Annotated in this window: 23 protein-coding genes and 1 riboswitch; of the genes, 18 read left to right on the forward strand and 5 right to left on the reverse strand. The window is 66.5% G+C overall.

The window, feature by feature from the left end; translation table 11 throughout:
• Positions 1-87 precede the first annotated feature (87 nt).
• Together FS507_RS08650 and FS507_RS08655 are read right to left on the reverse strand one after the other, a co-directional pair.
• Complete coding sequence (locus FS507_RS08650) at positions 88-876, reverse strand: erythromycin esterase family protein (RefSeq protein ID WP_186314615.1); 789 nt, start codon at positions 874-876, stop codon at positions 88-90.
• Entirely contained in the window at positions 873-1,928 is a 1,056-nt protein-coding gene (locus FS507_RS08655) for an iron-siderophore ABC transporter substrate-binding protein (RefSeq protein WP_145942379.1), read from the reverse strand. The genes FS507_RS08650 and FS507_RS08655 overlap by 4 nt, the downstream gene beginning before the upstream one ends.
• A 166-nt stretch (positions 1,929-2,094) precedes the next feature.
• Here FS507_RS08655 and FS507_RS08660 point away from each other — a divergent pair, with 166 nt between their 5' ends.
• From FS507_RS08660 to FS507_RS08690, 7 genes are all read left to right on the forward strand, one after another.
• On the forward strand, positions 2,095-3,057 hold the full coding sequence (locus tag FS507_RS08660; RefSeq protein ID WP_145942380.1) for an ABC transporter ATP-binding protein: 963 nt from the start codon (positions 2,095-2,097) through the stop codon (positions 3,055-3,057).
• An 11-nt stretch (positions 3,058-3,068) separates the two neighbouring features.
• The gene (locus tag FS507_RS08665) at positions 3,069-3,917 is read left to right on the forward strand and encodes an ABC transporter permease (protein WP_145942381.1); all 849 of its coding nucleotides are present in this window, start codon (positions 3,069-3,071) and stop codon (positions 3,915-3,917) included.
• A 26-nt stretch (positions 3,918-3,943) separates the two neighbouring features.
• The gene (locus FS507_RS08670; protein ID WP_145942382.1) at positions 3,944-5,131 is read left to right on the forward strand and encodes a sensor histidine kinase; all 1,188 of its coding nucleotides are present in this window, start codon (positions 3,944-3,946) and stop codon (positions 5,129-5,131) included.
• A 3-nt stretch (positions 5,132-5,134) separates the two neighbouring features.
• Entirely contained in the window at positions 5,135-5,719 is a 585-nt protein-coding gene (locus tag FS507_RS08675; RefSeq protein ID WP_145942383.1) for a response regulator transcription factor, read from the forward strand.
• Positions 5,720-5,812: 93 nt separating this feature from the next.
• Positions 5,813-6,697: a sulfurtransferase gene (locus FS507_RS08680; protein ID WP_145942384.1), complete on the forward strand. Its 885-nt coding sequence runs from the start codon at positions 5,813-5,815 to the stop codon at positions 6,695-6,697.
• Positions 6,698-6,800: 103 nt separating this feature from the next.
• A complete protein-coding gene (locus FS507_RS08685) occupies positions 6,801-7,340 on the forward strand; it encodes a PTS sugar transporter subunit IIA (RefSeq protein ID WP_145942385.1) in 540 nt (179 codons plus the stop codon).
• Between the two features lie 25 nt (positions 7,341-7,365).
• On the forward strand, positions 7,366-7,758 hold the full coding sequence (locus tag FS507_RS08690) for a hypothetical protein (RefSeq protein ID WP_052540306.1): 393 nt from the start codon (positions 7,366-7,368) through the stop codon (positions 7,756-7,758).
• Positions 7,759-7,765: 7 nt separating this feature from the next.
• On the opposite strand, the gene FS507_RS08695 is transcribed toward FS507_RS08690, so the two are convergent.
• The 3 genes from FS507_RS08695 to FS507_RS08705 form a co-directional block, all read right to left on the reverse strand.
• On the reverse strand, positions 7,766-8,638 hold the full coding sequence (locus FS507_RS08695; protein WP_145942386.1) for an SDR family oxidoreductase: 873 nt from the start codon (positions 8,636-8,638) through the stop codon (positions 7,766-7,768).
• Between the two features lie 102 nt (positions 8,639-8,740).
• Positions 8,741-9,931, reverse strand: a complete 1,191-nt coding sequence (locus tag FS507_RS08700) for an MFS transporter (protein ID WP_145942387.1) — start codon at positions 9,929-9,931, stop codon at positions 8,741-8,743.
• A complete protein-coding gene (locus FS507_RS08705) occupies positions 9,928-10,527 on the reverse strand; it encodes a TetR/AcrR family transcriptional regulator (protein ID WP_186314616.1) in 600 nt (199 codons plus the stop codon). Before FS507_RS08705 ends, FS507_RS08700 begins: the two co-directional genes overlap by 4 nt.
• A gap of 76 nt (positions 10,528-10,603) precedes the next feature.
• On the opposite strand from FS507_RS08705, the gene FS507_RS08710 reads away from it, so the two are divergent.
• The 11 genes from FS507_RS08710 (at position 10,604) to FS507_RS08760 (ending at position 23,289) form a co-directional block, all read left to right on the forward strand.
• A complete protein-coding gene (locus FS507_RS08710; protein WP_145942389.1) occupies positions 10,604-11,227 on the forward strand; it encodes an ABC transporter ATP-binding protein in 624 nt (207 codons plus the stop codon).
• Positions 11,224-12,126, forward strand: coding sequence for a hypothetical protein (locus FS507_RS08715; RefSeq protein ID WP_145942390.1), 903 nt, complete (start codon positions 11,224-11,226; stop codon positions 12,124-12,126). Before FS507_RS08710 ends, FS507_RS08715 begins: the two co-directional genes overlap by 4 nt.
• 340 nt (positions 12,127-12,466) lie before the next feature.
• A riboswitch (glycine riboswitch) is annotated at positions 12,467-12,559 on the forward strand.
• Positions 12,560-12,609: 50 nt separating this feature from the next.
• Positions 12,610-15,534: an aminomethyl-transferring glycine dehydrogenase gene (gcvP, locus tag FS507_RS08720; protein WP_145942391.1), complete on the forward strand. Its 2,925-nt coding sequence runs from the start codon at positions 12,610-12,612 to the stop codon at positions 15,532-15,534.
• Positions 15,534-16,727, forward strand: a complete 1,194-nt coding sequence (gene gcvT, locus FS507_RS08725; protein ID WP_145942392.1) for a glycine cleavage system aminomethyltransferase GcvT — start codon at positions 15,534-15,536, stop codon at positions 16,725-16,727. Before gcvP ends, gcvT begins: the two co-directional genes overlap by 1 nt.
• 45 nt (positions 16,728-16,772) lie before the next feature.
• On the forward strand, positions 16,773-17,165 hold the full coding sequence (gene gcvH / locus FS507_RS08730) for a glycine cleavage system protein GcvH (RefSeq protein WP_075814793.1): 393 nt from the start codon (positions 16,773-16,775) through the stop codon (positions 17,163-17,165).
• Positions 17,166-17,203: 38 nt separating this feature from the next.
• Positions 17,204-18,892 (forward strand): hypothetical protein, encoded by a 1,689-nt coding sequence (locus tag FS507_RS08735; protein WP_145942393.1) that lies wholly within the window; start codon positions 17,204-17,206, stop codon positions 18,890-18,892.
• Between the two features lie 69 nt (positions 18,893-18,961).
• Positions 18,962-19,513: an orotate phosphoribosyltransferase gene (pyrE, locus tag FS507_RS08740; protein ID WP_145942394.1), complete on the forward strand. Its 552-nt coding sequence runs from the start codon at positions 18,962-18,964 to the stop codon at positions 19,511-19,513.
• Positions 19,513-20,229, forward strand: a complete 717-nt coding sequence (locus FS507_RS08745) for a lysoplasmalogenase family protein (protein ID WP_145942395.1) — start codon at positions 19,513-19,515, stop codon at positions 20,227-20,229. Before pyrE ends, FS507_RS08745 begins: the two co-directional genes overlap by 1 nt.
• Positions 20,226-20,909 (forward strand): TrmH family RNA methyltransferase, encoded by a 684-nt coding sequence (locus FS507_RS08750; protein WP_145942396.1) that lies wholly within the window; start codon positions 20,226-20,228, stop codon positions 20,907-20,909. The genes FS507_RS08745 and FS507_RS08750 overlap by 4 nt, the downstream gene beginning before the upstream one ends.
• Positions 20,910-20,998: 89 nt before the next feature.
• Entirely contained in the window at positions 20,999-21,769 is a 771-nt protein-coding gene (locus FS507_RS08755) for a hypothetical protein (RefSeq protein WP_145942397.1), read from the forward strand.
• 293 nt (positions 21,770-22,062) lie between these two features.
• Complete coding sequence (locus tag FS507_RS08760) at positions 22,063-23,289, forward strand: hypothetical protein (RefSeq protein ID WP_145942398.1); 1,227 nt, start codon at positions 22,063-22,065, stop codon at positions 23,287-23,289.
• Positions 23,290-23,662: the final 373 nt, after the last annotated feature.

A 23,662-nucleotide genomic window follows, 5' to 3' on the forward strand; every position in this document is an offset into this window, starting at 1 on the left:
GCCGGGCAAGGCTACGGGAACTGCCGGTGGTCGCGCATATGGGAGCGACTCCGGGGACAACACTTTCGGGTGTGGTGGGATCGTTGTCTACCTCGGAGCATCGTGCAGGACGTCAGACATCAGCAGCAGGTCGAATGGGCCGGACCGTGCCTGGGGAAACAGGTTGATGCCATCGACGATGGGTGTGGAACTGGTCCGTGCACGAACAGCGGCCTCGGCGAGTGGCCTGTAGACGCCGAGTGGGTAACGGGCCCGTGGGTCGCCAGGAGTCCACAGTGCGCCGGCGACCCGGTAGGCGCCGAGTTCTTCCCGGGCGAGGTGCGTGCCGAGGGATCCCTCGAGTGAGGGGTCGAGGTGTTCGGTCTGCTCGAAAACCAGGATGCGCTCGTCGGGATGGTCGGCCGCGAACCGGCGGAGGTTGTCGAACTGGGCCCGGTCGCGGACAGCGAGGTCCCGGTGGGCGCCGCCGCTGTCCCCGCCGCCGAAGGCATCCAACCCGGCGAAGATCACCCGCCGTGAGGAGGGGACGCCGGCGTTGTGTCCACGAAGCCACCGCAGCAGCGCAGCATTGTGCGCCAGCGGGGTCCGGAACCAGGACCACATCGCAGTGACCACGTCGTCCGGCGGATCATCTGGGCCCTGCCCGGCAAGGTAGCGGTCGACTGACTGTGCCCGGTCCACATTGGTTTCTGCTGCGATCAGCCGAAACCAGCCGGCGCGCACACCGTGGACGATCACCGCGTTGCGGGCCGACAGGTACTCGGCGCAGTTGTGCAGGCCTTCGGACCAGCCGACGACCCGGGCACCGGTGACAAGGGACTCGAGGGCGGGAATGCTGGCGGGGTCCGGGACAGGAAGGAGGTTCCCGTCGGTCACAGTGGTGACTCGCCCTCGGCTGCGGACTGCAGCAGCGGCAGGTAGTTGTCGAGCATCCACGGCAGGCTCAGGACCGAGATCGCACTGGTGGCATACACCATCGGCGGGTCAGTCAGCGGCACATAGCCGCCACGCTCCACGGCGGGGATGCGGGCGAACCCGGGGTCGGATTCCAATGATTCCCGGATATCCTCACTGAGGTACCAGGAGACCAGGACGTCGGAGTCGAGCGACGCCCAGTTCTCCTTGCTGACCTGCACGGCGAAGGAATCTCCGGTGGTCGGGACACTGGGCGCGACGGTGAAGCCGAGCTGTTCCAGCAGGCTGATCCGTGAGTCGGTGGCGAGGTAGGTGTTGAGACCTTCACCGGTGGTGCCCGACGCGAAGGCGATGGTCTTTCCCTCGAACTCGGGGTGTTCCGCCTTGGCGTCGGCGATGAGCTGGTGGGTATCGTCGACGAGCTTCTCGGCCTGCTCACTGCGGCCGAGTGCTTCGCCGACGATGGTGGTCTGATCCTCCCAGCTGGTCTGCCAGGCCTCGCCGGGGTAGGCGACGGTGGGCGCGATGTCGCTGAGTCGGGAGTACTGGTCGTCGGTGACCCCGGAGTTGACGGCCAGGATCACGTCCGGCTCCAGATTGAGGATGTCCTCGTAGGGGAGATCGTCTGACGTGGCGTCGAGCAGTTCGGGCGTGGTACCCCCGTCACCCCCGTCACCACTGTCGATGTGTTCGCGGTCCCAGGGCAGGATGCCGGTGCCGTCGTTGGTGTCACTGCTCATGTCCGGCATGCCCACGGGGGTGACACCGAGAGCGAGGGCGATGTCCTGGCTACCCCAGCCGATGGTGACCACACGTTCGGGTTCTTCATCGATCGTCGCCGAGCCGAGGGCGGAGTCGATGGTGACGGGGAAGGAGGACGAGTTGGCACCGGAGTCGTCGGATGCACCGGCGTCGGTGGAGTCGCTGGAGCAGGAGACGAGTGAGACGGCGAGAGCGCTGGCACAGACGACCGCCGAGAGACGGCGTACAGGTGCGGGGAGGGTGATGGTCATGGGGTTCCTCAGTGGTCAGCGGATGAATCTGTAAAAGGATAGCCTAAACTATTTTCGTTAAGGTGGGTGGTGGTGACATCTGTCATGAAATCCACGTGACATCCGCGGCGCAGCTCGTGACAAACCCCTCTACCTGTGATGTCGTCCGCCGGGCAGGATCGGTGTCATGACCACGACACCAGCCATCAGCGTTCATGACCTGACACGGACCTACCAGTCGAAAAAGAAGAAGGACGCCTACACCGCCGTCAAGGGAGTCTCCTTCGACGTGCGACAGGGCGAGGTCTACGGACTGCTCGGCACCAATGGCGCCGGGAAGACCTCCACCCTCGAAATCGTCGAGGGGCTCGCCGCCCCGACGGACGGCACCGTCCGCGTCCTGGACAAGGATCCCGTCGCCGACCGCGCACAGATCCGTCCTGAGCTCGGCATCATGCTGCAGTCCGGCGGGCTGCCCAAGGAGCTGACCGTTTCCGAGACGATGCGCATGTGGGCCGGCACGTGTTCCACTCCGCTGCCTGTCGACGACGTGCTCGGCGAAGTGGACCTCAACCACCGCACCGACGTCCGCGTCGGCTCGCTCTCCGGCGGTGAGCAGCGTCGGCTCGACCTCGCCTGTGCCCTGCTCAACGACCCCAGCATCATCATCCTTGACGAGCCGACGACCGGCCTCGACCCGGAGTCACGCAGCCGGACCTGGGAGCTGCTCTCCACACTGAAGAACCGTGGTGTGACGATGATTCTCACGACCCACTACCTCGAGGAAGCGGAGAAGCTCGCCGACCGGATCGCCATCATGAACAACGGCGTGATCGCCGTGGAAGGACGGTTGGACGAACTCGCCGCCACCGAGGGCGCCGAGATCAGCTTCACCCTTCCGCAGTCCGGGGGCGCCGGGACCGCAGGAAACGCCGGCCGTATGCAGGACATCTTCCCGTCCTTCCCCGGGGCACAGGTCACCAGGGACGGTGAACAGTTGCGGATCGAGACCTCGCGACTGCAGGAGGACACCCACCGGCTACTGGACTGGGCGGCCAGCAACAACGTCTCCCTGGAGCACTTCTCCGCCCGCCCGGCCAGCCTGGAACGGGTCTTCAGCAAGATCGCCGGCACCGACTCCTCCGTCTGAAAGGAACCATCATGAGCACCGCAACAGCCCCCACCACCACCGACCGCACACCCACCCGTACCGGCGGTTCGCCCGTCACGCGTTTCATCGCGCTGGCCCGTGCCGAGACCCTGCAGTTCCTCCGGAACAAGACGTTACTGGTCAACGCGACACTCGTTCCCATGGGCTTCGGCCTGGCGATGTACTTCATACTCTCCGGTGACGACGAGCAGTCGAAGATCGAGGCCAGCGCGATGGCGATGGAGTATTTCCTGCTCTTCGCCTTGATGTTCGTGCAGTTCTACACCGTGCTGTCGATGGTCACGACCCGACGCGACGAGGGAGTGCTGAAACGTCTGCGCACCGGTGAAGCACGGGACGCCGAGATTCTCGGAGCGTCGTCCTTCCCCGGGGCTGTCCTGACCATCCTGTTCACCGTCGTGATGTCCGGACTGCTCATGGCGTTCGGAGCGCCCGGCCCGGTCAACGTGGTGCCGATCATCGTCGCCGTCCTGCTCGGGCTGGTCGTCACCAGTGGTTTGGCACTGGTCACGAGTGGTTTCACCAAGAATCCGGAGGCTGCCCAGATCACCTCGATGCCGGTGATGCTCCTGATGTTCGCCACCATGGGCAACTTCCGCCAGCTCTACCCGGAGAGCGTGGACGACGTCCTTGCGCGGACCCCGTTCGCCCTGATCTTCGACCTCGCCCAGTACGGGTGGGCAGGCAACACCACGGTGGACCGGATGAATGAGGTGGCCCCGCTGACCTCCGGCGAGGTGATCGGCGAGACCTGGCAGATGATGCTCATCCTCGTCGTGTGGGCCGCGGTCTGTGTCTGGGCCGGGGCACGGTACGTCCGCTGGGATGTCCGGCACTGATGACCGTCACTGATTAAATGGACCGCATGAATCCCACAGTGCTGCAGTCCGTCACCAGTCCGCGCCGGACATGGCGCGAACTGGGGGCGGGCGCGAAGCTCGCTGTGTACACCCGGGGGTCAGTGCAGCTGGCGATTATCTCGGTAGGTATTGCTCTCTTGGTATTGGCGGTTCTCATTCCCCGTAATGCCGGAGCCGCCCTGACTGTGGCCGAGTACGCGGCCCTGTTTATCGCCACGGCAGTGATGATTGTTCTGCCGATGGCGGTCATCGAGTCCCGTCCCGAGTTCACCACGGCACCGCGCCCACGGAAACCTCGACTCCTCGGTACTGCGGCCGCTATTGCGGCGGTGGTATGGGTGTCTGGGACGCTGATGTACCTGCTTGGTGACATGGACACAGCGGTGGTAGGGCTTTTCCTGGTTATGCTGTTCTTCGGGGCTGCGCCGCTCGGGATTTTGCCATGGATACCGTTCCGTTGGTCGGTCACGGTGGTGTTGTCCGGCGTGACGACCTGGATGATGTGGTCGGAACTGACCTGGTTGCCCCTGTTCTTCGGCATGGTGATGACCGCCTCGACTGTGGTGTCCGCCTGGACGGTCAACATCGCCAAGCAGCTGGACCGCGCCCGTCTCACGGAGTCGGCGCTGCAGGTCAGCGAGGAGCGGCTACGGTTCTCCCAGGAGCTGCACGACACCCTCGGACAGCGACTGGCGGCCATGTCGGTCAAGGCGGAGTTGGCACGTGCCTTGGCGAAGCGGGGCGACGACCGGCTGGACGGCGAACTCGCGGAGCTGCAGGAGCTGGCCCGGACGTCGGTCACCGAGATGCATGAGGTGGTCGACGGCTACCGTGCGGTGAACCTGTCCACCGAGGTGGAGGGTGCCCGCCAACTCCTCGACAGTGCCGGCGTCCACCTGGAGGTCGACGGCGACCCGACAGAACACTCGGCGCCGATGCGGGAGCTGTCAGCGTGGCTGGTCCGTGAAGGCACCACCAACGTCGTCCGGCATTCCTCGGCGACGCGGGTGCGTCTGGCATTCGTCTCCGGTGAGACCGAGTCGGTCTGCATGAGCAACGACGGCGTCACCAGGGGGATCGAACGGCTCTCGGGCCTGGCGGGTATCCGCCGTCGCGCGGAACCGCTCGGAGCCGAGCTTGTCGCCGAACGCGACGGTAGTCTCTTCCACGTCACCCTCACCCTCAAGGAGTAGGCCATGAGCGCCGAGACCGCCATCCGCGTCGTCGTGGTGGACGATGAATCGCTGGTCGCCAGTTCCCTGTCGACCCTGCTCTCCCTGGAGGAGGACCTGGACGTCGTCGCGACGCTCGGCTCCGGCGAGGAAGTGCTCGACTGGTGTCACCGCCATCCGGTCCCGGACGTGGTCGTCATGGACCTGCAGATGGGCGGCATCGACGGCATCGAGACCGCGGAATCCCTGCCGGACGGGGTGAAGGTCCTCATCGTCACCAGCCACGGCCGGCCCCGCCAGCTCAAACGTGCGCTGGCGGGTGGGGTGCTCGGATTCGTCCCGAAGACCTCCTCGTCGGGGGAGTTCGCGACGGCGGTGCGGACGGTACATGCCGGACGTCGTTACCTGGACCCCGAGCTCGCCGCGACGGCGATCGGGGTGGGGGAGTCGCCCCTGGCTGAGCGCGAGGCCCAGGTACTCGAGGTCGCGGGGCAGGGCGGTTCGGTCGAGCAGATTGCCGCAGCGGTGCACCTGGCGGCAGGAACGACCCGTAACTACCTGTCGTCGGCCATGGGGAAGACCGGAGCATCCACGCGCTTTGAGGCGTAGCGTATCGCCCGCGAGCGTGGTTGGTTGTGATCCCGGGCATGTACCGGACGCGCCGGGCAGCGCCCCGACGCTTTCCCTCGTAAACTGGCCGCCATGACGCAGAGCCAGACCGAACCATTCATTTCCGCCGTGGAACTCTTCGAGGCCAGTACCCGGGGCGAACCCGTGACCGTCCTCGACTCCGACTGGGAGTGGGGCGAGCACGCAGCCTGGAACCTCTACGTCTCCCGGCACATCCCGGGCTCCTTCTTCTGCGACCCGGGCACCATGCTCTCCGGGTTCCCGTCCCCGGAGGCGGGACGCAACCCGCTGCCGAACAAGCATGTCCTGCAGCACTACGTCGACGACTGGGGGATTCAGCCGGGGCTGCCGGTGCGCATCTACGACCGTGGCGGGCTCATCTACGCCGCGCGCGCCTGGTGGATCCTGCGGTGGGCCGGGGTCACGGATGTCCGGATCCTGGACGGAGGGACGCCGGCATGGCTCGCCGCCGGTGGTGACATCGCCGCCGGCATCGGTTGCCTGCGTGGACGCGGAACGTTCGAGGTGCTGGCGGGTGGTGCGCCGACGATGCCCACGGCCACCCTGGAGGACGTCGTGGACATCTCCGCGACGGCGACGACCGGTGCCGCCGCACCACTGCTGATCGACACGCGTCCCGCAGACCGTTTCGAGGGACGACGCGAGCGGCTGGACCGCCGGGCCGGGCACATCCCCGGGGCGATCGGGGTTCCGGTCGCCGAGCTTCTGGACGAAGGGCGTGTCCCGCCGCCGGAGGTCGTGCGCGAGCGCCTCGCGGGGCACGGCATCACCGGTGACGACGTCGCCGCGGAGGCTGTCGTCTACTCCGGCTCAGGGGTGAGCTCTGCGTTGTTTATCGCGCTGATGGAGCACGCCGGCCTGCCCGTGGCGCGCCACTACGTGGGCGGATGGTCACAGTGGGCGTCCGACCGTTCACGTCCTGCGGCCCTGGGGTAGAACTTTTCTGGTCGAAATAATGCGGTTATGCCGCGCCGGAGGTTCCTGACGGTCTATCCTTTTGCCACCGCCACACATCACCGCAACAGGATACGGAGGCCCCATGAAGGACGTAGGGGACGCAGGGAAGTCGAGCGCTCCGGAGGTTACGCAGACCACGGGGACCACCGGTGCCGCTCGGCGGCCGGGGACCCTCGACGTCGTGACCCCCATGCCGGGCACCGTGGCACCACTCTCCGCGGTGCCCGACCCACTGTTCGCCGCGGGCACCGTGGGTCCGGGGATGGCCGTCGTCCCCGACCCCGGGGTGGAGTACGTGACCGTCTGTGCACCGGTGGAGGGCGTGGTCACGCGCCTGATGCCACACCTCTTCCTCATCCTCACCGATGACGAGCTCCCGGTGCTCGTGCACATCGGCATCGACACCGCGCAGTTGGACGGTCAGGGTTACTCGCTGCATGTCGAGCAGGGCCGCCGGGTCCAGGTCGGGGAGCGGATCACCACCTACGCCCCGTTGTCGATCGGCCGTCTGGGCTTCGACCCGATCGTCTCGGTGGTGATGATGCAGCAGGACGGTGGCGTCGAGGAGGGGCTGATGCCGGGGGAGCCGTCCGAACCGGGGGACGTGTTGTTCCGGTTCTGACACCGGCAACGCCTATGCTGGTGCCATGCTCCGTCGATTCACCACCGTGGCGTGCGTCCTCCTGATGCTGTTGGGGGTCACGCGTCTCGGGGACCGGGTGGACCCGCAGTGGGGGGAGCTGATCTTCTACTCCTACTTCGGTGTGCTGATCCTGCTGATGCTCAGCGCAATCGTCTTCACTGAGCGGGGGTACTTCGGCCCGGCCCGGCACCCGGTCAACCGGGTGTTCACCGGCCTGAGCTGGGTGGGCACGATCGGTGCTGTCGTCCTGATGCTGGAACTCGTCCTGGGCAGCGGGATGCTGCTGTGGGTCAATGTCATCGCCAGCGCCTGCATGTTCACCGGCATCGTCGGCGCCGCGGTCGTGGCGTTGTCCGCCCGGCCGTGGCGTGACCTGTTCTACTCGCGACGGCCCTGAACTTCTTCTACAGCCCGTGTTTGGCGGCGATGATCCCGCCCATGGTGTCCCGGGGCAGAAGGCGTGCGGCGGGGAAGGCGAGATGTGAACTCGACCCCGTGGCGTAGAGCGGGCGCGGGCGCTTGTCACCGACGGCTTTGAGGATCTCTGCGGCAACCTGTTCGGCGGAGACGCCGGTGGACTCATTGTCGTTGAGGTGGCTGAGCATCGTGTGGAACTCGTCGGCGTAGTGGCCGTGGTCGTCGACGTAGATGGTGCGTCGTTCCGACAGTCCGGTGTTGATGGCGCCGGGCTCCATCACGCTGACCCCGATCCCGAACCGGCTGACCTCGCGCCGGGCGGAGAACGCGAAGGCCTTGATCGCGGCCTTCGATGCCCCGTAGCTTCCCCGGTAGGCCAGCGGGAAGCTGCCGAGCATGGAACCGACGAAGACGATGCGGCCGCGCCGCGCACCCCGCATCTGCGGGAGCAGGAGCTGTGTGAGTTCAACGTGGCCGATGACATTCACCTGGAAGAGCCGTTCGAGGGCCTCGCGGGGGAGTTCCTCGAGCGGGCCGTTCTGGCTTTCGCCGGCATTGTTGACCAGGACGGTCACGGGCCCGGCGCCGAGTTTCTCCAGTTCCGCCGGGACGGCGGCGATCGAGTCCGGATCACTGAGGTCCAACGGGATGAGCTCGACGCCGTCAGGGGTGTTCGCCCGGGATGCGTCGGAGGTGGGGTTACGGGAGGTGCCGATCACCCGGAACTGGCGTTCGAGCAGTTCCTTCGCGGTGGCCTGCCCGATACCGGAGGTGGCTCCGGTGACGAGTGCGGTGTCCCCCTGCCGGGGGACAGGGAGTTTGGGGGTGCGGTACCGGGAGAGGAAGGATATTTTCGTCATGCAACCAGTGATACCCGTTTCACTGCTGCCCCGTGGACCTTCGACACTTCCGAGGGTGCGTGACATTTTCCGGGAAGCGGCGTCATGAAACACCGGAAAATGTCACGAAGTCTCACGCGAGGGGAACTGGCGGCGGGCCCGCACGGTCAGGGCGAACAGTCCCGCAGCGACACAGACGATCACGCCGGAGACGGCGACCACGGCACCTGCGTCCTGCGTCGCGAGGACCACGCCACCGAGCGCCCCGGCGGCCGTGACTCCGAGATACGTTCCGGACGTGTTCAGGGCGATCGCGGCATCCGCCCCGTCACCGGCGGTCATGGAGAGCAGTGCCGTCAGTGCGGGCGACAGGGCGAACGCGCCCAAGGCTTGTACGGCACCGACGGCCACAAGCACGATGATCAGGGCGTTTTCCAGGGGAGCCAGCGACCACAGCAGCCACGCTCCGAAGCATCCTGCGCCGAGGGTGACCAGAGCCAGCACGATCGTCGGACGGGGCCCGATCCTGTCCGTCAGTACGCCGCCTGACCAGACGCCGATGATGCCTCCGACGCCGGAGACGGCGAAGGCGACGGCACGTAGTTCATGGCCCGGTGCGGCACCGGCGAGAAACGGTGCGAGGTAGGTGAAGGCCATCATCGACCCGGACATCGCCACCACATTCACTCCGAGTGTGAGTGCCACCGGTGGTGCGGTGAGGGCGCGGAGCTGGTGCGACACCGGGACCTCCTCCTCGCCTTGTGCGTCGGTGACCATGGTCATCCGGATGGCGAGCAGCGCCACCAGGGCACTGACGGCCAGCACGAGGAAACTGCCCCGCCATGACCAGACATGCGCGATGGTCGTGCCCACGGGTACACCGAGCGCGATCGCCCCGGTCACACCCATCGCGACGACGCTGATATAGCGGCCGATGCTCTCCGGCGGGGCCTGGCGGGCGGTCCAGGAGAAGATCGCCGGCGTCGAGGCACCTGCACACAGCGCGGCGACCACGCGCAGGATCATGAGGACCCAGAACTCCGAGGTGGCGGCCGCGGCGATGTTGGCCAGTGCGAACAGTGTCAGGGTTGTGGTGAAAAGGGTGCTGCGCCGGACGCGTATGAGGCTCACGGCAGCAACCGGTGCGGAGAGTGCGACGGTCAGGGAGAACACGGTGACCAGTTGCCCGGCCTGGGCTTCGGAGACGTCCAGGTCGGCGGCGAGATCGGGGAGGACGCCGGCGATCACGTAGTCGTCGGTGTAGAAGACCAGCGCGGTGAACAGGAGGGCGAGGAGCCAGGGAGGGAACTTCATGATGTGCTCCCGTCGGTCATGTCGTGGAGGGTGTCGGTCAGGATGCTGATCATCTCGTCGGGGTGGAGATCACCGTGACCGGTGGTGACGTCGAAGGTCATCCCCACCATCAGTGCTTTGACCGTCGCCGCGCGCCGGGGAAGTCCGTCGGCGGGGACGTCGAGTCCGGCGAGGACGCGCGCGACCACGGTCTCCATGGAACGGGACATGTCGTCGGTGACGGTGCGGAACACCGCCTGCGTGCGGGAGGCGAGCATGAATTCTCCGAGCACGATGTTCTCCCGCCGCCTGGTGTCGTCCAGCGGTAGGAGTTCGGCGAGGACGTCGACGGCGCTGCTGACGGTGTGGGTGCCGGGTTCTCCGGAGAGGTCGTGGCGGGCGAGGCGGTCGTCCATCTGCCGGCCGACGTGGACGGCGGCATCTGCCAGCAGGTCGTGCTGGGTGGGGTAGGTGTTCCGGATGCTGCCCACGTTCAGCCCGCTCTCGGTGGCGACGTTGCGGAAGGAAAGTCCGTCGAGTCCGCGGGTGTCGACGAGTCGGAGGGCGGCGCCCAGGATCTGCGCCCGGCGCTGGCCGGGGTCCACTACTTTCGGCATGGACGCTAATTTATCACAGGTGTGATAAAAACGCGTACTGACAGGTCCGGAGCGGTGTCCCATAAGGTACTGTCGGATGGTAATGATGTCCCACGATGTACCCATCCTCACCATTTCCTGCACCTTCGGCTACCGGGACGTTGTCGGGACGGTGGATACGACCGTGTCTCCGGGACGGATCATCGCTGTGACAGGATCCAACGGTGCAGGAAAGTCCACCCTGGTTGACACCGTCGCGGGAGAGTTGGAACCCCTCGACGGTAGTGTCCGGGTGCATACGAACGACGGCGCTGTAGATCCGGCTTCTCCCGCCGGTGCGGGATCGGTCCTCCATATCTCTGAACCATCTTTCTTCCCGGACCTCACGATCGGTGAGCACGTTTCTCTCATGGCGCACCACGTCGGTTGTTCTGAGGAGGAGCTCCTCGTGGATATGGAGCGTTGGGAAATAACCCAACTGCTCGGCAGTCTCCCCAGCCGGTTGTCGAGCGGGCAGAGGCAGCGTGCCTACCTCGGTCTGCAGTTGGCCCAGAGGGCTGCTGTGACGACGCTGGACGAACCTGAACGACACCTCGATGCTGCCTGGATCGAAGAAGTGTGTCGACGGCTGAAGGAGCGGTCTGAGGACGGCTCGGCGGTGATCGTCGCCACGCATGCTCCACAGATCGCTGACATCGCTGACCGGGTCATTGCACTGTGATCGTCAGGGTCATCTGTTCCGTCCTCGCGGTAGCCATCCTCATCGCGGTGTCCGAACGCATCCTTCCGCTGCGGGCCGTGGAACGTGACCGATGGGAATGGCACTACCGGCCGCAGCAGATGTTCCCGCGTGTCGACGCCTTCAGTGCCCGGCAGGTCGCTCTCTTCGGCGGGATAGGCCTTCTGACCGGCTATGCACTGGCGGATTTCATCGGTGCAGCGGTCGGTGGGATTCTTGTCGCTGCTGCACGGTGGATCGTCGGTGTCATCCGGCGGCAACGACTTCCACGCACGCTGGACAACGGCACGACTCGGGCCATGTTCTCCGCTTCCTCGATGCTCTTCGACTCGGAGTCAGCCGCAAACATCTATGCCGCCGGATGGTTGCGAAACGCCACTGTCCGCGCCAGGCCGGTGCGCGGTCCCACACTGCCGACACTGATGGTTCGCAGGGTCTGCAGACGCTCCTATATTCCGGCGCTGTTCGTGGTGACCATGTTGCTCGGCTATGTCGCGGTGCCCGTCTTCGACAGCGCTGCGAGGATCGCGGTACTTCTCACGTGGGCGGTGCTGTCATCGGCGGTGTGGCGCGCTACCAGCCTGGGCATGTCCGGTGAGATGCCGTGGCGCGGAACAGTCCTCGGCATCGTCACCGTGGTGGGAGTGGGCGCGCAATGGTTCTTGGGAGCGCCGGACCACCCGGTGGTGTTCGCCCTTCTCGTTGCGGTGACGATCACGTCGGGTGCGATCCTGCGGGGACGTCCACGCACGAACGACGATTTCGCGGTCATCGAGGACGGACTGTCCGGGGGCATTCCTTTCGGGATGATCGGCTACTGGTTCTCCGGGTGGGTCGCTGTGATCCCGGCAGTGTTGGCGGTCGGCCTTGTTCCCGGTTGACCGGGAGAGTCCGTGACAGAATCAGCGATCGGCTGCCACTGGGCGGCCGATTCTGTCATGCACCCTCCCGTACTCTTCCCACAGTCTCGCACACCGCCCGCTTCAGGAGCCCACGATCCGTGGCCGCCCCCGAGCCAGAGCAGGGGGAGCGACAAGGGGCCCGCAATCCGCGGATCCAGGTGTGGCAGATCACGTCTCCGGTTATACTGACCCCGATCGACGCATCATCCACAACTGAATCCGCCGTTCGCAGCCACTGTGGGAGAGGCCAGGCCCAGCGCCGGCCGCCGTAGGAGCAACACCTCCCCGTCGACACTCTCAGGCACCAGCACCATTGTGGCGAGGCAGCTCTGGAAAGAGCCGGTCACCGTCGTCCGTGACTCGGCCGCCGAAGGAGAAAAAGCTCTCAGGCACCATCGACAGAGTGGGGAGGGAGTACACCCGTGTCCGCACGACAGCACACAGGAAGAGACCCCCTGACACATGGCAACGCCCCACGACGCATTCCCGAACCGTCATATCGGCCCTGACGCCGCCGCCACCTCGGAGATCCTCGCCACCCTCGGTTACGGCAGTTCGCAGGAGCTCGCCGACGCAGCCCTGCCCGCCAGCATCGCCCAGCAGGGTCCGATCGGCCTCGCCCCCGCGTTGGACGAGACCGAGGCCCTGGCGACGCTGCGCGGCTTCGCCGAGAAGAACACGGTGAAGAAGCAGCTCATCGGCGCCGGCTACTACGACACCGTCACCCCGGCGGTCATCCGTCGCAATGTGGTCGAGAACCCGGGCTGGTACACCGCCTACACGCCGTACCAGCCGGAGATCTCCCAGGGCCGTCTCGAGGCCCTGCTGAACTTCCAGACGATGGTCGAGGACCTCACCGGTCTGCCGATCGCCGGTGCCTCGTTGCTGGACGAGGCGACCGCCGTCGCCGAAGCCGTGCAGATGATGGCGCGGCTGAACACGAAGGCGGCGAAGAAGGACGGCGTGGTGCTGCTGGATGCCGCACTGCACCCGTCCAGCATCAACATCACCCGCGCCCGCGCCGCCGCGGTGGACATCCCGGTGGAGATCGTCGACATCACCGCCGCCGAGCTCGGCGCCCGCGAGGACGCCCTCATCGGTGTCGTCGTCTCGAACCCGGGCACCACCGGCGGACTGCGTGACGACCTCGGCGAGGTCATCGCCGCGGTTCATGAGCAGGACGGCCTGGTCACGGTCGCCTGCGACCTGCTGGCACAGGTGCTGGTCACCTCACCCGGCGAACTGGGCGCGGACATTGCGGTGGGCTCGGCGCAGCGTTTCGGCGTGCCGTTGTTCTTCGGCGGCCCGCACGCGGCGTTCCTGGCCTGCCGGGAGAACATGCAGCGCAAGCTGCCGGGCCGCATCGTGGGTGTGTCGGTGGACGCGGAGGGCACCCCGGCCTACCGCCTGTCGCTGCAGACCCGTGAACAGCACATCCGCCGTGACAAGGCGACCTCTAACATCTGTACCGCCCAGGCGCTGCTGGCCGTGGTGGCCAGCTTCTACGCCGTCTGGCACGGACCGCAGGGACTGCGCGAGATCGCCACGGCGGTGCACGGCCGCGCGACGGCCCTGGCCGTCGGCCTGTCCGAGGCGGGGCTGACCCTGGCACACGACCGGTTCTTCGACACGGTCACCGTGCAGGTGCAGGACGCTGCGGCTACCGTCGCCGCAGCCTGTGACAAGGGTTTCAACCTGCGGCACGTCGACGACACCCACGTCGGCGTCTCCGTCGGCGAGTCGACCACCGACGGCGATATCGCCGAACTGCTGCAGGTCATCGCCTCGGTGAGCAGCTCGGTGACGACCACGGAGTTCACCGCGCAGGACGGCCCGCTGTCCGACCTGCTGCGCACCGACGACATCCTGACTCACCCGGTGTTCCACTCGGTGTCCTCGGAGACGCAGATGATGCGCTACATGCGTCGCCTGGCGGACCGGGACCTGGCGCTGGACCGTACGATGATCCCGCTGGGCTCCTGCACCATGAAGCTCAATGCCGCGGTGTCGATGGAGCCGATCACCTGGCCTGAGTTCGCCGGGATCCACCCGATGGTCCCGGAGGACCAGGCCACCGGCTGGTGGGAGCTCATCGACGACCTGGAGGACCGCCTGGCGAAGATCACCGGCTACGCCGCGGTCTCCGTCCAGCCCAATGCGGGGTCCCAGGGCGAGCTCGCCGGCCTGCTGGCGATCCGCCGGTACCACGTCGCCAACGGCGACGACCAGCGCACTCTCGTCCTGATCCCCGCGTCCGCCCACGGCACGAACGCCGCGTCCGCCGCCCTGGCCGGCCTGAAGGTCGTCGGTGTGAAGAACGCCGAGGACGGGTCGATCGACCTGGACGACCTCGACGCGAAGATCGACAAGTACGGCGAGCAGATCGCCGGCATCATGATCACCTACCCGTCCACCCACGGCGTCTTCGAAGAGCATGTCCGCGAGGTGTGCTCGAAGGTGCACGCCACCGGCGGGCAGGTCTACATCGACGGCGCGAACCTCAACGCCCTGGTCGGCCTGGCGCAGCCCGGTGAGTTCGGCGGCGACGTCAGCCACCTGAACCTGCACAAGACGTTCACCATCCCGCACGGCGGCGGCGGCCCGGGCGTCGGTCCGGTGTGCGTGGGCGAGCACCTCATCCCGTTCCTCCCGTCCGACCCGTGGGCCGACGTCACCGTTGAGCCGGACGTCCAGGAGGGACGCCCGGTGTCTGCAGCGAACCAGGGGTCCGCCGGCGTGCTGCCGATCTCCTGGACCTACATCGCGATGATGGGCGACGAGGGCCTCACCGAGGCCTCCCGGATGGCGCTGGTGAACGCGAACTACATCTCCCGTCAGCTCGCCGACAGTTTCCCCACCCTGTACACCGGCGAGAACGGCCTGGTCGCCCACGAGTGCATCCTGGACCTGCGCGAGCTGACCAAGCAGTCCGGCGTCACGGCCGCGGACGTGACGAAGCGTCTCATGGACTTCGGTTTCCACGCCCCCACCCTGGCCTTCCCGGTCGCGGGCACCCTGATGGTCGAGCCGACCGAGTCCGAGGACAAGCACGAGCTGGACCGGTTCATCACCGCCCTGCGCACCATCCGCGCCGAGATCGACGAGATCATCGCCGGGGACGTCGCAGTGGAGGACTCCGTCCTGCGCCACGCGCCGTTCACCGCAGAGTCCGTCATCCGCGACGACTTCGAGGACGCCGTGTCCCACGGACACTTCTCCCGCGAAAAGGCCGCGTTCCCGGTGCGCACGCTGCGCCGCGACAAGTACTTCCCCGCCGTGCGCCGCATTGACGACGCCTACGGCGACCGCAACCTGATGTGCTCCTGCCCGCCGCTGGAGGACTTCGACATCGAAGCTGCAGAAGCTGACACCGAGAGTGAGAACTGATGACCAAGCACACGGCCCTGCACCCGGTCCATGAGGCGCTCGGCGCGAAGTTCACCGACTTCGGCGGTTGGGACATGCCCCTGAAGTACGACAAGGAGCTCGAGGAGCACCGCGCCGTCCGCGAGGCCGTCGGAGTGTTCGACCTGTCGCACATGGGTGAGGTCCGGGTCACCGGGCCGGACGCCGCCGCCTTCCTCGATCACGCGTTGATCTCCCGGCTGTCGGCGGTGAAGATCGGCAAGGCGAAGTACTCGATGATCTGCACCGACGACGGCGGCATCATCGACGACCTGATCACCTACGTCCTGTCCGAGGACGAGTACCTGGTGATCCCCAACGCCGGCAACGCCCCCGCCGTCGCCGAGGCGCTGCGTGAGCGGGCCGCGGACTTCGACGTGACCCTGACCGACCAGACCGACGACATCTCGCTGATCGCCGTGCAGGGCCCGCAGGCCGCCGCGGTGATGCTGGAGATCGTCGACGCGGTCACCGACGCCCCGGAAGCGTCGGGGGCCTCGGGGGCCTCGAGTGCCGACGGCACCGTGGAGGCCGCGGTCGCCGGACTCGGCTACTACGCAGCTTTCCAGGGCACCGTCGCCGGCGTCCCGGCGATCATCGCCCGTACCGGGTACACCGGTGAGGACGGTTTCGAGATCTTCGTCGAGAACGGGGCCGACGGCGCACAGGCGACCGCCGTGTGGGACGCGGCCCTGGCTGCCGGCGAGCCCCACGGGGTACGCCCCTGCGGCCTGGCCGCCCGCGACACGTTGCGGCTGGAGGCAGGCATGCCGCTCTACGGCAATGAGCTCAGCCGGGAGCTCACCCCGGTGGACGCCGGGCTGGGGATCCTCGCGGCGACGAAGTCCAAGGACGAGTTCGTCGGACGTGACGCCATCGTCCGCGCCAAGGAGGAAGGCACCACCCAGACCCTCATCGGCCTCGTCGGCGAGGGTCGCCGCGCCGCACGTGGCGGCTACGAGATCCAGAACGCCGACGGCGTCCGGCTCGGCGAAGTCACCTCGGGTGCCCTGTCGCCGACGCTGGGGTACCCGGTGGCCATGGGCTACGTGTCCGCCGATGCTGCCGCTGAGGGCGGGGCCGCGGCCGTGGGCTCGACGGTGACCGTCGACATCCGCGGCAAGGCCCACCCCTATACCGTCGTTGCGCTGCCGTTCTACTCGCGCGAGAAGTAACATCCACCCTGACTGCACCATCCTGACCTGCCTGAGGAGAAAACCATGACTGCACTGCCTACCGACCGCCTGTACTCCGAGGAACATGAGTGGGTGAATTCCACCGAGGTCTCCGAGGGCGACACCGTCCGCGTGGGAATCACCCATGTCGCCGCCGAGGCCCTGGGTGAGATCGTCTTCGTCGAGCTGCCCGAGGTCGGCACCGAGATCGAGGCCGGCGAGCCCTACGGTGAGGTCGAGTCGACCAAGTCCGTCTCCGACATCTACGCCCCGGTGTCCGGCGAGATCACCGCGGTGAACGAGGACCTGGAGGACAACGCCGGTGTGATCAACGACGATCCTTACGGTGAAGGCTGGCTCTACGAGGTGGCGGTGTCGGCTGCTCCCGCAGACGGCGACCTGCTCGACCACGAGGCGTACGCCGCGGCCAACCAGTAGTTCCCGGCTCCCGGGCCGCCTCGTTTATGCTTGGCATGATGTCTGTCGCCGTTGTCGCTCTTGTGCTCGGGCTCGCGTTGCTGGTTTTCGCCGCGGCCCTGTTCTGGCGTGCGTCGAAACAGCCGTCGGCACGGAGGTCAGCACAGGCAGCACAGGAGCCACAGGCCCCCGCCTCTCCGGAGGCGGAGGACACCCACGCATGGGGCCGTCCCGTGGACCAGAGTGACCAGGCTTCCCAATCCGCCAAATCCGCCAAATCCGCCCAGACTGACCGGCCTGACCAGCCTGCAGACCAGGTCGTCGAATCGGGGCCGGAAGCGCAGTCGGAGCCTGCATACGTACCCGAGCCCACACCGGCGTTGCAGGATACGGCTGGGGAGGTGCCTGGGGAGTCGGCTGGGGAGGCGGACGCCCCTGCGGGTCCGGAGCCGGTCGGCGAGCCCATCCCGGAGTCCCGTCAGGACGGGTCAGGTGCCGTAGGCGACTCGGCCGACGCTGTGGCGCCGACGTCCGAGGCGTCGTCCAACGGCCTGTTCGCCGGTCGCCGTGCGCGTCGGCAGTGGGCCCAGGCCCACGGGTACGAGTACGCCAAGGAGGACCGCTACCTGCCGGGGGAGTGGCCGGACAGCCTGATGACCCTGATCAGGGCGGATGCTGCCGCGGGGTCGGCCACCACCGTCGCCCGTGACCTGGTCTCCGGGTTCACCGGCGGCCACCAGTTCCACCTTGCTGAGGTCAACGGCATCACCGTGGTGGCGCTGCGACGTGAGGTGTTCTCCCCGGTGCAGGTGCATCTGTCGGACGGGGCGGCGATGCCGGCGGGGATGCGTCATTCCGAACTGTGCGACCGGCCACCCTACACGGGGTACTCCTCGGACAACCGGGCGCTGGACCGGATGCTCGACAGCAGGGTCGACGCGGCCCTGCACGCCCTGGCCGGTTCCGTGTCGGACATCGCGTTCAGCACGACGTGGGTCGCGATGAAGATGGCCCGGCGGACGGATCCTCCGATCTGGGACCACGTCATCGTCCAGGGACGTGCGCTGGTGGCGGCGTCGCGCGTGCTGCCTCCGCGGGTTACCTCGCACGAGCTGGACATGACCAACGCCGACCCGACCCGACCGCGTGTGCGCGGGACGGTGGACGCGGTTGTCGTTGAGGAGGGGCAGGACGACGCAAACGACACGGTCGACGCACCTGCCCACCGCGGGCATCTGCGCGCGGTGCCGGATGCGGAGCCACCGGAGACGACGTCCGATGACATGGCCGAGGCCGATGCCTCTGACGAGCGGGACGACCATGCCGGGCGTACCGAGGAGTCCCGACCGCGGATGGAGCGTTCCTCCACCCCTGTTGATTTCCCGACCCGCTCCGAAGGCCAGACGATGGGTGACATCTCCGGCTTCCCGGACGAAGACGGTGGGGAGACGGTCGAGGCCGACCCGATCCCGGCGGTCGGGGAGGACCCGGATCACAGTCGGACGATCTCGGGCGGCGGGCCGCGGGTGATCCGTTCGGCGGAACGGCGTTCCACCATCTTCGGCGACGGTGACGAGGTCGCCACCACCTCCGCAGAGGTGGACGTCATCGGCGGGGCTGCGGGCCCGGCGTCCCGTGGACGGCACCGTGCGCCGTCGGCGCGTCACGCACGTCATGCGGGGGAGTCCGGCGAGCAGACCGACTACCCGGAGGTCGACGCCGAGGTCGTTGATCCCGAGGACAACTGAACCCCGTAAGATCCACACCAGAACCCCCCTAGAATCCGCCCCAGTCTGAGATACGCAAAGGACGCCTCCATGAGCACGCCCACCGTCAACGCCGACAAACTGCAGCGACTCGCCGAACTGGTCACCGACCTCGCCGTCGTCCACGGCCGGGTGACACTGTCGTCCGGCAAAGAGGCCGACTACTACGTGGACCTGCGCCGGGCCACGTTGCACCGTGAGTCCTCGGCGCTGATCGGTGAGCTGCTGCGCGAGCTCACCACCGACTGGGACTACGTCTCCGTCGGTGGGCTGACCCTGGGCGCGGACCCGGTGGCCACCGCCGTGATGCACGCCGGTGAGGACGTCGACTCCTTCGTGGTGCGCAAGGAGACCAAGAAGCACGGCATGCAGCGCCGTATCGAGGGGCCGGACATCGAGGGTAAGCGCGTGCTCGTCGTCGAGGACACCACGACGACCGGGAACTCGCCGCTGACGGCCGTCGCCGCCGTCCGTGACGCCGGCGCGACCGTGGTGGGTGTGGCCACCGTGGTGGACCGGGCGACCGGCGCGAAGGACGTCATCGAGGCTGAGGGCGTGGAGTACCGCAGCCTGCTCGGCCTGGAAGACCTGGGCCTGGCCTGATGCGGTTGTGGCGGGCGGCGTACCTCGCCGCCGGTGCGGTGTCGGTGGCGGCCGCTGCGGTGGGACGTCGCGGCGACCGGGTGACCCAGGTGGTCAAGCCCGCGCTGATGCCGCTGCTGGGTGCTCATGCGTGCGCCCGTGCCTCCCGCGGTGACCGTCTGCCCGTGGTGCTCGCCGGGCTCGCCGGTGGCCTGCTGGGCGACGTGATCCTCATGGGGAAGGACGGCCGTAGCGAGGACGCGTCCGTGCGCGCCCGCAACCTCAACCTGGGGTCCGCCGCGTTCAGCGTGAACCAGCTCGCGTACATCAGCGAGCTGTGGCGCCGGGGTCACCGGCCACGCCGCTCGACACTGGTGCTGCGCGCGCCGGTGCTCGCCTCGGGGATCGTCACCGCAGCGACGGGTGCGCCTGCGGCTCTTCCCGCCGCCGCCGGCTACGGGACGGCGCTGGCGGCGACGTCGGTGTTGGCCGCGGACCCGGAGCTCGGCACCGGAGATTTTTCGGGTGCCGGCCTTGGCGGCAATCTGTTCGTCCTGTCCGACGGCCTGATCCTGGCACGCGTGGCGTTCCTGCGCGGTGAGTCACCGGTGGTGCAGCAGCTCGACGGGCTGGTGGATGGTCTGGTCATGGCGACGTATGTGGCGGCACAGCTGCTGATCGTCGAGGGGCTGACGGGGCATACGGCGAAGACCGGGCAGGCGGGGCGGAAGAAGTGAGCGAGGAGCCGGCAGAGCAGTCGTCCGGCCGGGGCCCGACGGAGTGGTTCGATCACCCGGTCGGCGTCGGCCCGTGGAGTGAGGAGTACCCGGGCGTCCCGTTGCCCGAGGACGCCCACTTCGACCCGGAGCTGCTGGAAAACGGGGACCGACGCAATGTCGTCGACGGGTACCGTTACTGGCGGTTGGAGTCCATCGTCGCGGACATCGACGCCCGGCGGCACAAGCTGCACATCGCGATCGAGAACTTCGAGAACGACTCGAACATCGGCACCGTGGTGCGCACGGCGAATGCGTTCGCGGTGGACACGGTGCACATCGTGGGGCGCAAGCGGTGGAACCGGCGCGGTGCGATGGTCACCGACCGCTACCAGCACCTGCTGCACCATCCGGACACTGAGTCGGTGACCGCGTACGCGCGGGAGCATGATCTGACGGTTGTGGCGGTGGACAACACCCCGGGGTCGGTGCCGCTGGAGACCGCTCGACTGCCGGAGCGGTGCCTGCTGCTGTTCGGCCAGGAGGGCCCGGGCGTGACGGCCCAGGCGCAGGACGCTGCGGCGTTGACGGTGTCGATCGCCCAGTTCGGTTCCACGAGGTCGATCAATGCCGGGGTCGCCGCCGGTATCGCCATGCACACCTGGGTCCGCCAGCACGCGGACCTGGGGGATGCGTGGTGACCTACCAGCATAAGTAAGTCTCATGGGCGGCGGCAGGGTACATTTCTCTGGACGTTATTTTTCAGAGACTTAAGGATGTTCGGTTCCCCATGATCCGTCGCTTTGCCAAGCCCCTGTCCCTCGCCGTGCTGCCGTTGGCAGTTTCCAGTGCCCTCGTGTCGTGTAGTTCGGACGACGCCGAGAACTCGGACGCCGGGACTGACTCGGCCTCCCAGGAGGCACTGCAGAACCCGCCCGCCTCCGATGCTCCGCGGGACCTGATCCTGGATGATGCGAGTACACCGGACGGATACTCGTATGATCTCGTGGGGTCAGAGGATAACGAGGACGTCAGTGAGTTCTTCGGCGACGAAGGAGCGGAAGACGCTGATGTTGTGAACCCACCGCAGTGTGCACCGCTCGCTGTCGACAGCGGCCTTGTACTGAAGTGGATGATGGAACCCGCTGACAGGACTGCGGTTGCATCCTTCACACAGGGTGATGACGACGAATCAGGAGTTTTCGTGCGGGTGACCACGGGGACACCGGAAGGTGGAATGCCGGATGTCGCGGAGTGCGGGGAGTTCTCCAGTGAATCCACCAGCGAGTTCGGTGCGATGTCGAAGTCATTCCAGGCGGAACAGACGGATACGAGCATTGAGGGAGTCGATGAGTTGGCCTCCGCCGATGTGACGGTGACGGGCATGCTCCTGGACGGCGAGGACATCGGCGCTGAGGCGGTGGGGCAGACCGTTCGCTACATCACTGGAACTGTCGGAGACCGCACATTCAGTATTGTCGCCACCGGAATGGTTGATGAGGAGACCGCCAAGCAGATGGCTGTGGACCAGGTCGCGCGGATGAACAACGTCGGAGCATAGCGATAAGCTGTTTTTCTGAGCTCCTGTTTCGGAGAAAATACCCTAATGGCGACTCATGCCACGGTGTGGGCACCCGTACCCGTCGCCACTATAATCAAGGATGATGGACGGGGTGTGCTGTTACTCGCTGAAGCTCCAGAGATGACAACTACACCTCGTTGGTGCCGACGTTCAGATGCTCGACAGGCGGGCCGAAGTGCCAAACCTCCCAGAACCACGCGAACGGAGAATCAATCGAGGAGCAGCGGGCGTTACGCAGCTCATGGCGACGGGAATTCAGTTAGCCTTTCCACATGGATGAATCCTTGGTCCTCTCGGCAGATCGGTATAAGTACTGGCACGTCGACTACGCGAGGGGGAATATCCGCATCGTGTGCCAGGACGGTCGAGTCTTTGACGACACGCTGGCGCCCAGGCACCAGCGGCACGACTCCTTGGTTGCGACTTCGACGTTCGACTGGGAGAAATGGTGGATCTTGTCGACCACGATCAAGAACGACCTGATCATTACCGAGGGTTTCAACCCGGCGTCCGATCCCCCACTCAACGGCCGGCCATCGGTGTACCTCGACCAAAACCGATGGAGAACCGTCGCCGACGCCCTACACGACCCGGCTCGTCTTGAAGACCCTGACGAACGACGCGCAGCGCAGGATCTCATCCTGCTCGCTAACGACGGCGGAATCGTGCTCCCTCTCTCGACAGGGCACCTCATCGAAACCGCGGGCCTAAACGGCGACCGGCGCTACGAAATTGGCGTCGCCATGGCCCACCTGGCCCGTGGATGGCAGATCCGCAACCCGCTCGACCTTTGGAAGCACGAGTGTGAAGTGTCGATCCGTAAGCATCTGGGTCTGACGGAGAACACGCCGCTCCTACATCCCATCGTCACCGAGCCCGGAGCACTTTTCGAAAGAGAAACCTCGCTCGGTATCACCGATCAAACTCCCGACCCGGAGAAGTTCATGGCGATGCTGACCATGCCGAGTGTCATTCTCGATGCCCTCATAGACCCCGATCGGATGCCGAAGAACCCACTCACGAAGTGGGTCACCCATCATGCCGCAATCACCGCACAAATCCATGCCGAAGGCTTGCCGAAAGAACAGCGCCGGAGCTTGGCCAGGCGCCGTTACTGGAACGAGAACATCACCTTTTACACGGCTGCGTACAGGCGACTTACGCACACGACAGACTTCCCGATGTTCAGCGATCGCGAGCTGTCACGCCTGCTCGCGGACTCGCCGATGGTCGGGTTGGTATCGGAGCTGTTTATCCGCAGGTTCACGGACCATATGAACAAGTGGAGGCGCAACGACCTGGTCGACATGTTCCACCTGTCCAGTGCCGCTGGCTATGCCAACTACGTATGCGCCGAAGGTCACACCGGCACGCAACTCCGAGACGCGCAACGTGCGCTCGGGCGCCCCGAGACTGTCTTCACAAGCCTGAGCGATCTGGTCACCGCTGTTCGCCGCGATGGTGCCCAGGCCGAGTCCGAGCGAGCTGGTTCTGCCTAGATCTTCGTGCGCTGAGGTCCTTCGGCGGGGGCGATCACTGACTTGTTGACTGGATCAACGGGCACTCATTCGAGATTGTCGTCAGCGATGGCTGAGTTTCATGCCCGCAAGCTTGTGCGACGACAGCGGATTGTTGCGACGTTGCGCCTTGCGTTGCTTATGACCCTTCTTGGACATATCCGGGTGTTCCTGGCTGCGACGATCCGCTGGAAGTGGCCTGGGCCTGCGCTCGACTCAGGGCGACCGTGCCTCAGGCACCAGTTAGTATTCGAAGTTCGGCGACATGCTGGAGACCCTCGAGTCTCAAGATGCGGGGCCTGCGACGCTTGATCTTCTCCCGCAGCCGCGCCTCCTCGTCGTTCTAGTGCCAGCA

The sequence above is a fragment of the Corynebacterium glyciniphilum AJ 3170 genome (genome assembly GCF_007673095.1).
Lineage (GTDB): Bacteria > Actinomycetota > Actinomycetes > Mycobacteriales > Mycobacteriaceae > Corynebacterium.

Bases quoted from the DNA above. Each gene is read 5' to 3' on its own strand.
- FS507_RS08655 (WP_145942379.1), bottom strand. From the start codon at position 1,928: ATGACCATCACCCTCCCCGCACCTGTACGCCGTCTCTCGGCGGTCGTC.
- FS507_RS08660 (WP_145942380.1), top strand. From the start codon at position 2,095: ATGACCACGACACCAGCCATCAGCGTTCATGACCTGACACGGACCTAC.
- FS507_RS08665 (WP_145942381.1), top strand. From the start codon at position 3,069: ATGAGCACCGCAACAGCCCCCACCACCACCGACCGCACACCCACCCGT.
- FS507_RS08670 (WP_145942382.1), top strand. From the start codon at position 3,944: ATGAATCCCACAGTGCTGCAGTCCGTCACCAGTCCGCGCCGGACATGG.
- FS507_RS08675 (WP_145942383.1), top strand. From the start codon at position 5,135: ATGAGCGCCGAGACCGCCATCCGCGTCGTCGTGGTGGACGATGAATCG.
- FS507_RS08680 (WP_145942384.1), top strand. From the start codon at position 5,813: ATGACGCAGAGCCAGACCGAACCATTCATTTCCGCCGTGGAACTCTTC.
- FS507_RS08685 (WP_145942385.1), top strand. From the start codon at position 6,801: ATGAAGGACGTAGGGGACGCAGGGAAGTCGAGCGCTCCGGAGGTTACG.
- FS507_RS08690 (WP_052540306.1), top strand. From the start codon at position 7,366: ATGCTCCGTCGATTCACCACCGTGGCGTGCGTCCTCCTGATGCTGTTG.
- FS507_RS08695 (WP_145942386.1), bottom strand. From the start codon at position 8,638: ATGACGAAAATATCCTTCCTCTCCCGGTACCGCACCCCCAAACTCCCT.
- FS507_RS08700 (WP_145942387.1), bottom strand. From the start codon at position 9,931: ATGAAGTTCCCTCCCTGGCTCCTCGCCCTCCTGTTCACCGCGCTGGTC.
- FS507_RS08705 (WP_186314616.1), bottom strand. From the start codon at position 10,527: ATGCCGAAAGTAGTGGACCCCGGCCAGCGCCGGGCGCAGATCCTGGGC.
- FS507_RS08710 (WP_145942389.1), top strand. From the start codon at position 10,604: ATGGTAATGATGTCCCACGATGTACCCATCCTCACCATTTCCTGCACC.
- gcvP (WP_145942391.1), top strand. From the start codon at position 12,610: ATGGCAACGCCCCACGACGCATTCCCGAACCGTCATATCGGCCCTGAC.
- gcvT (WP_145942392.1), top strand. From the start codon at position 15,534: ATGACCAAGCACACGGCCCTGCACCCGGTCCATGAGGCGCTCGGCGCG.
- gcvH (WP_075814793.1), top strand. From the start codon at position 16,773: ATGACTGCACTGCCTACCGACCGCCTGTACTCCGAGGAACATGAGTGG.
- FS507_RS08735 (WP_145942393.1), top strand. From the start codon at position 17,204: ATGTCTGTCGCCGTTGTCGCTCTTGTGCTCGGGCTCGCGTTGCTGGTT.
- pyrE (WP_145942394.1), top strand. From the start codon at position 18,962: ATGAGCACGCCCACCGTCAACGCCGACAAACTGCAGCGACTCGCCGAA.
- FS507_RS08745 (WP_145942395.1), top strand. From the start codon at position 19,513: ATGCGGTTGTGGCGGGCGGCGTACCTCGCCGCCGGTGCGGTGTCGGTG.
- FS507_RS08755 (WP_145942397.1), top strand. From the start codon at position 20,999: ATGATCCGTCGCTTTGCCAAGCCCCTGTCCCTCGCCGTGCTGCCGTTG.
- FS507_RS08760 (WP_145942398.1), top strand. From the start codon at position 22,063: ATGGATGAATCCTTGGTCCTCTCGGCAGATCGGTATAAGTACTGGCAC.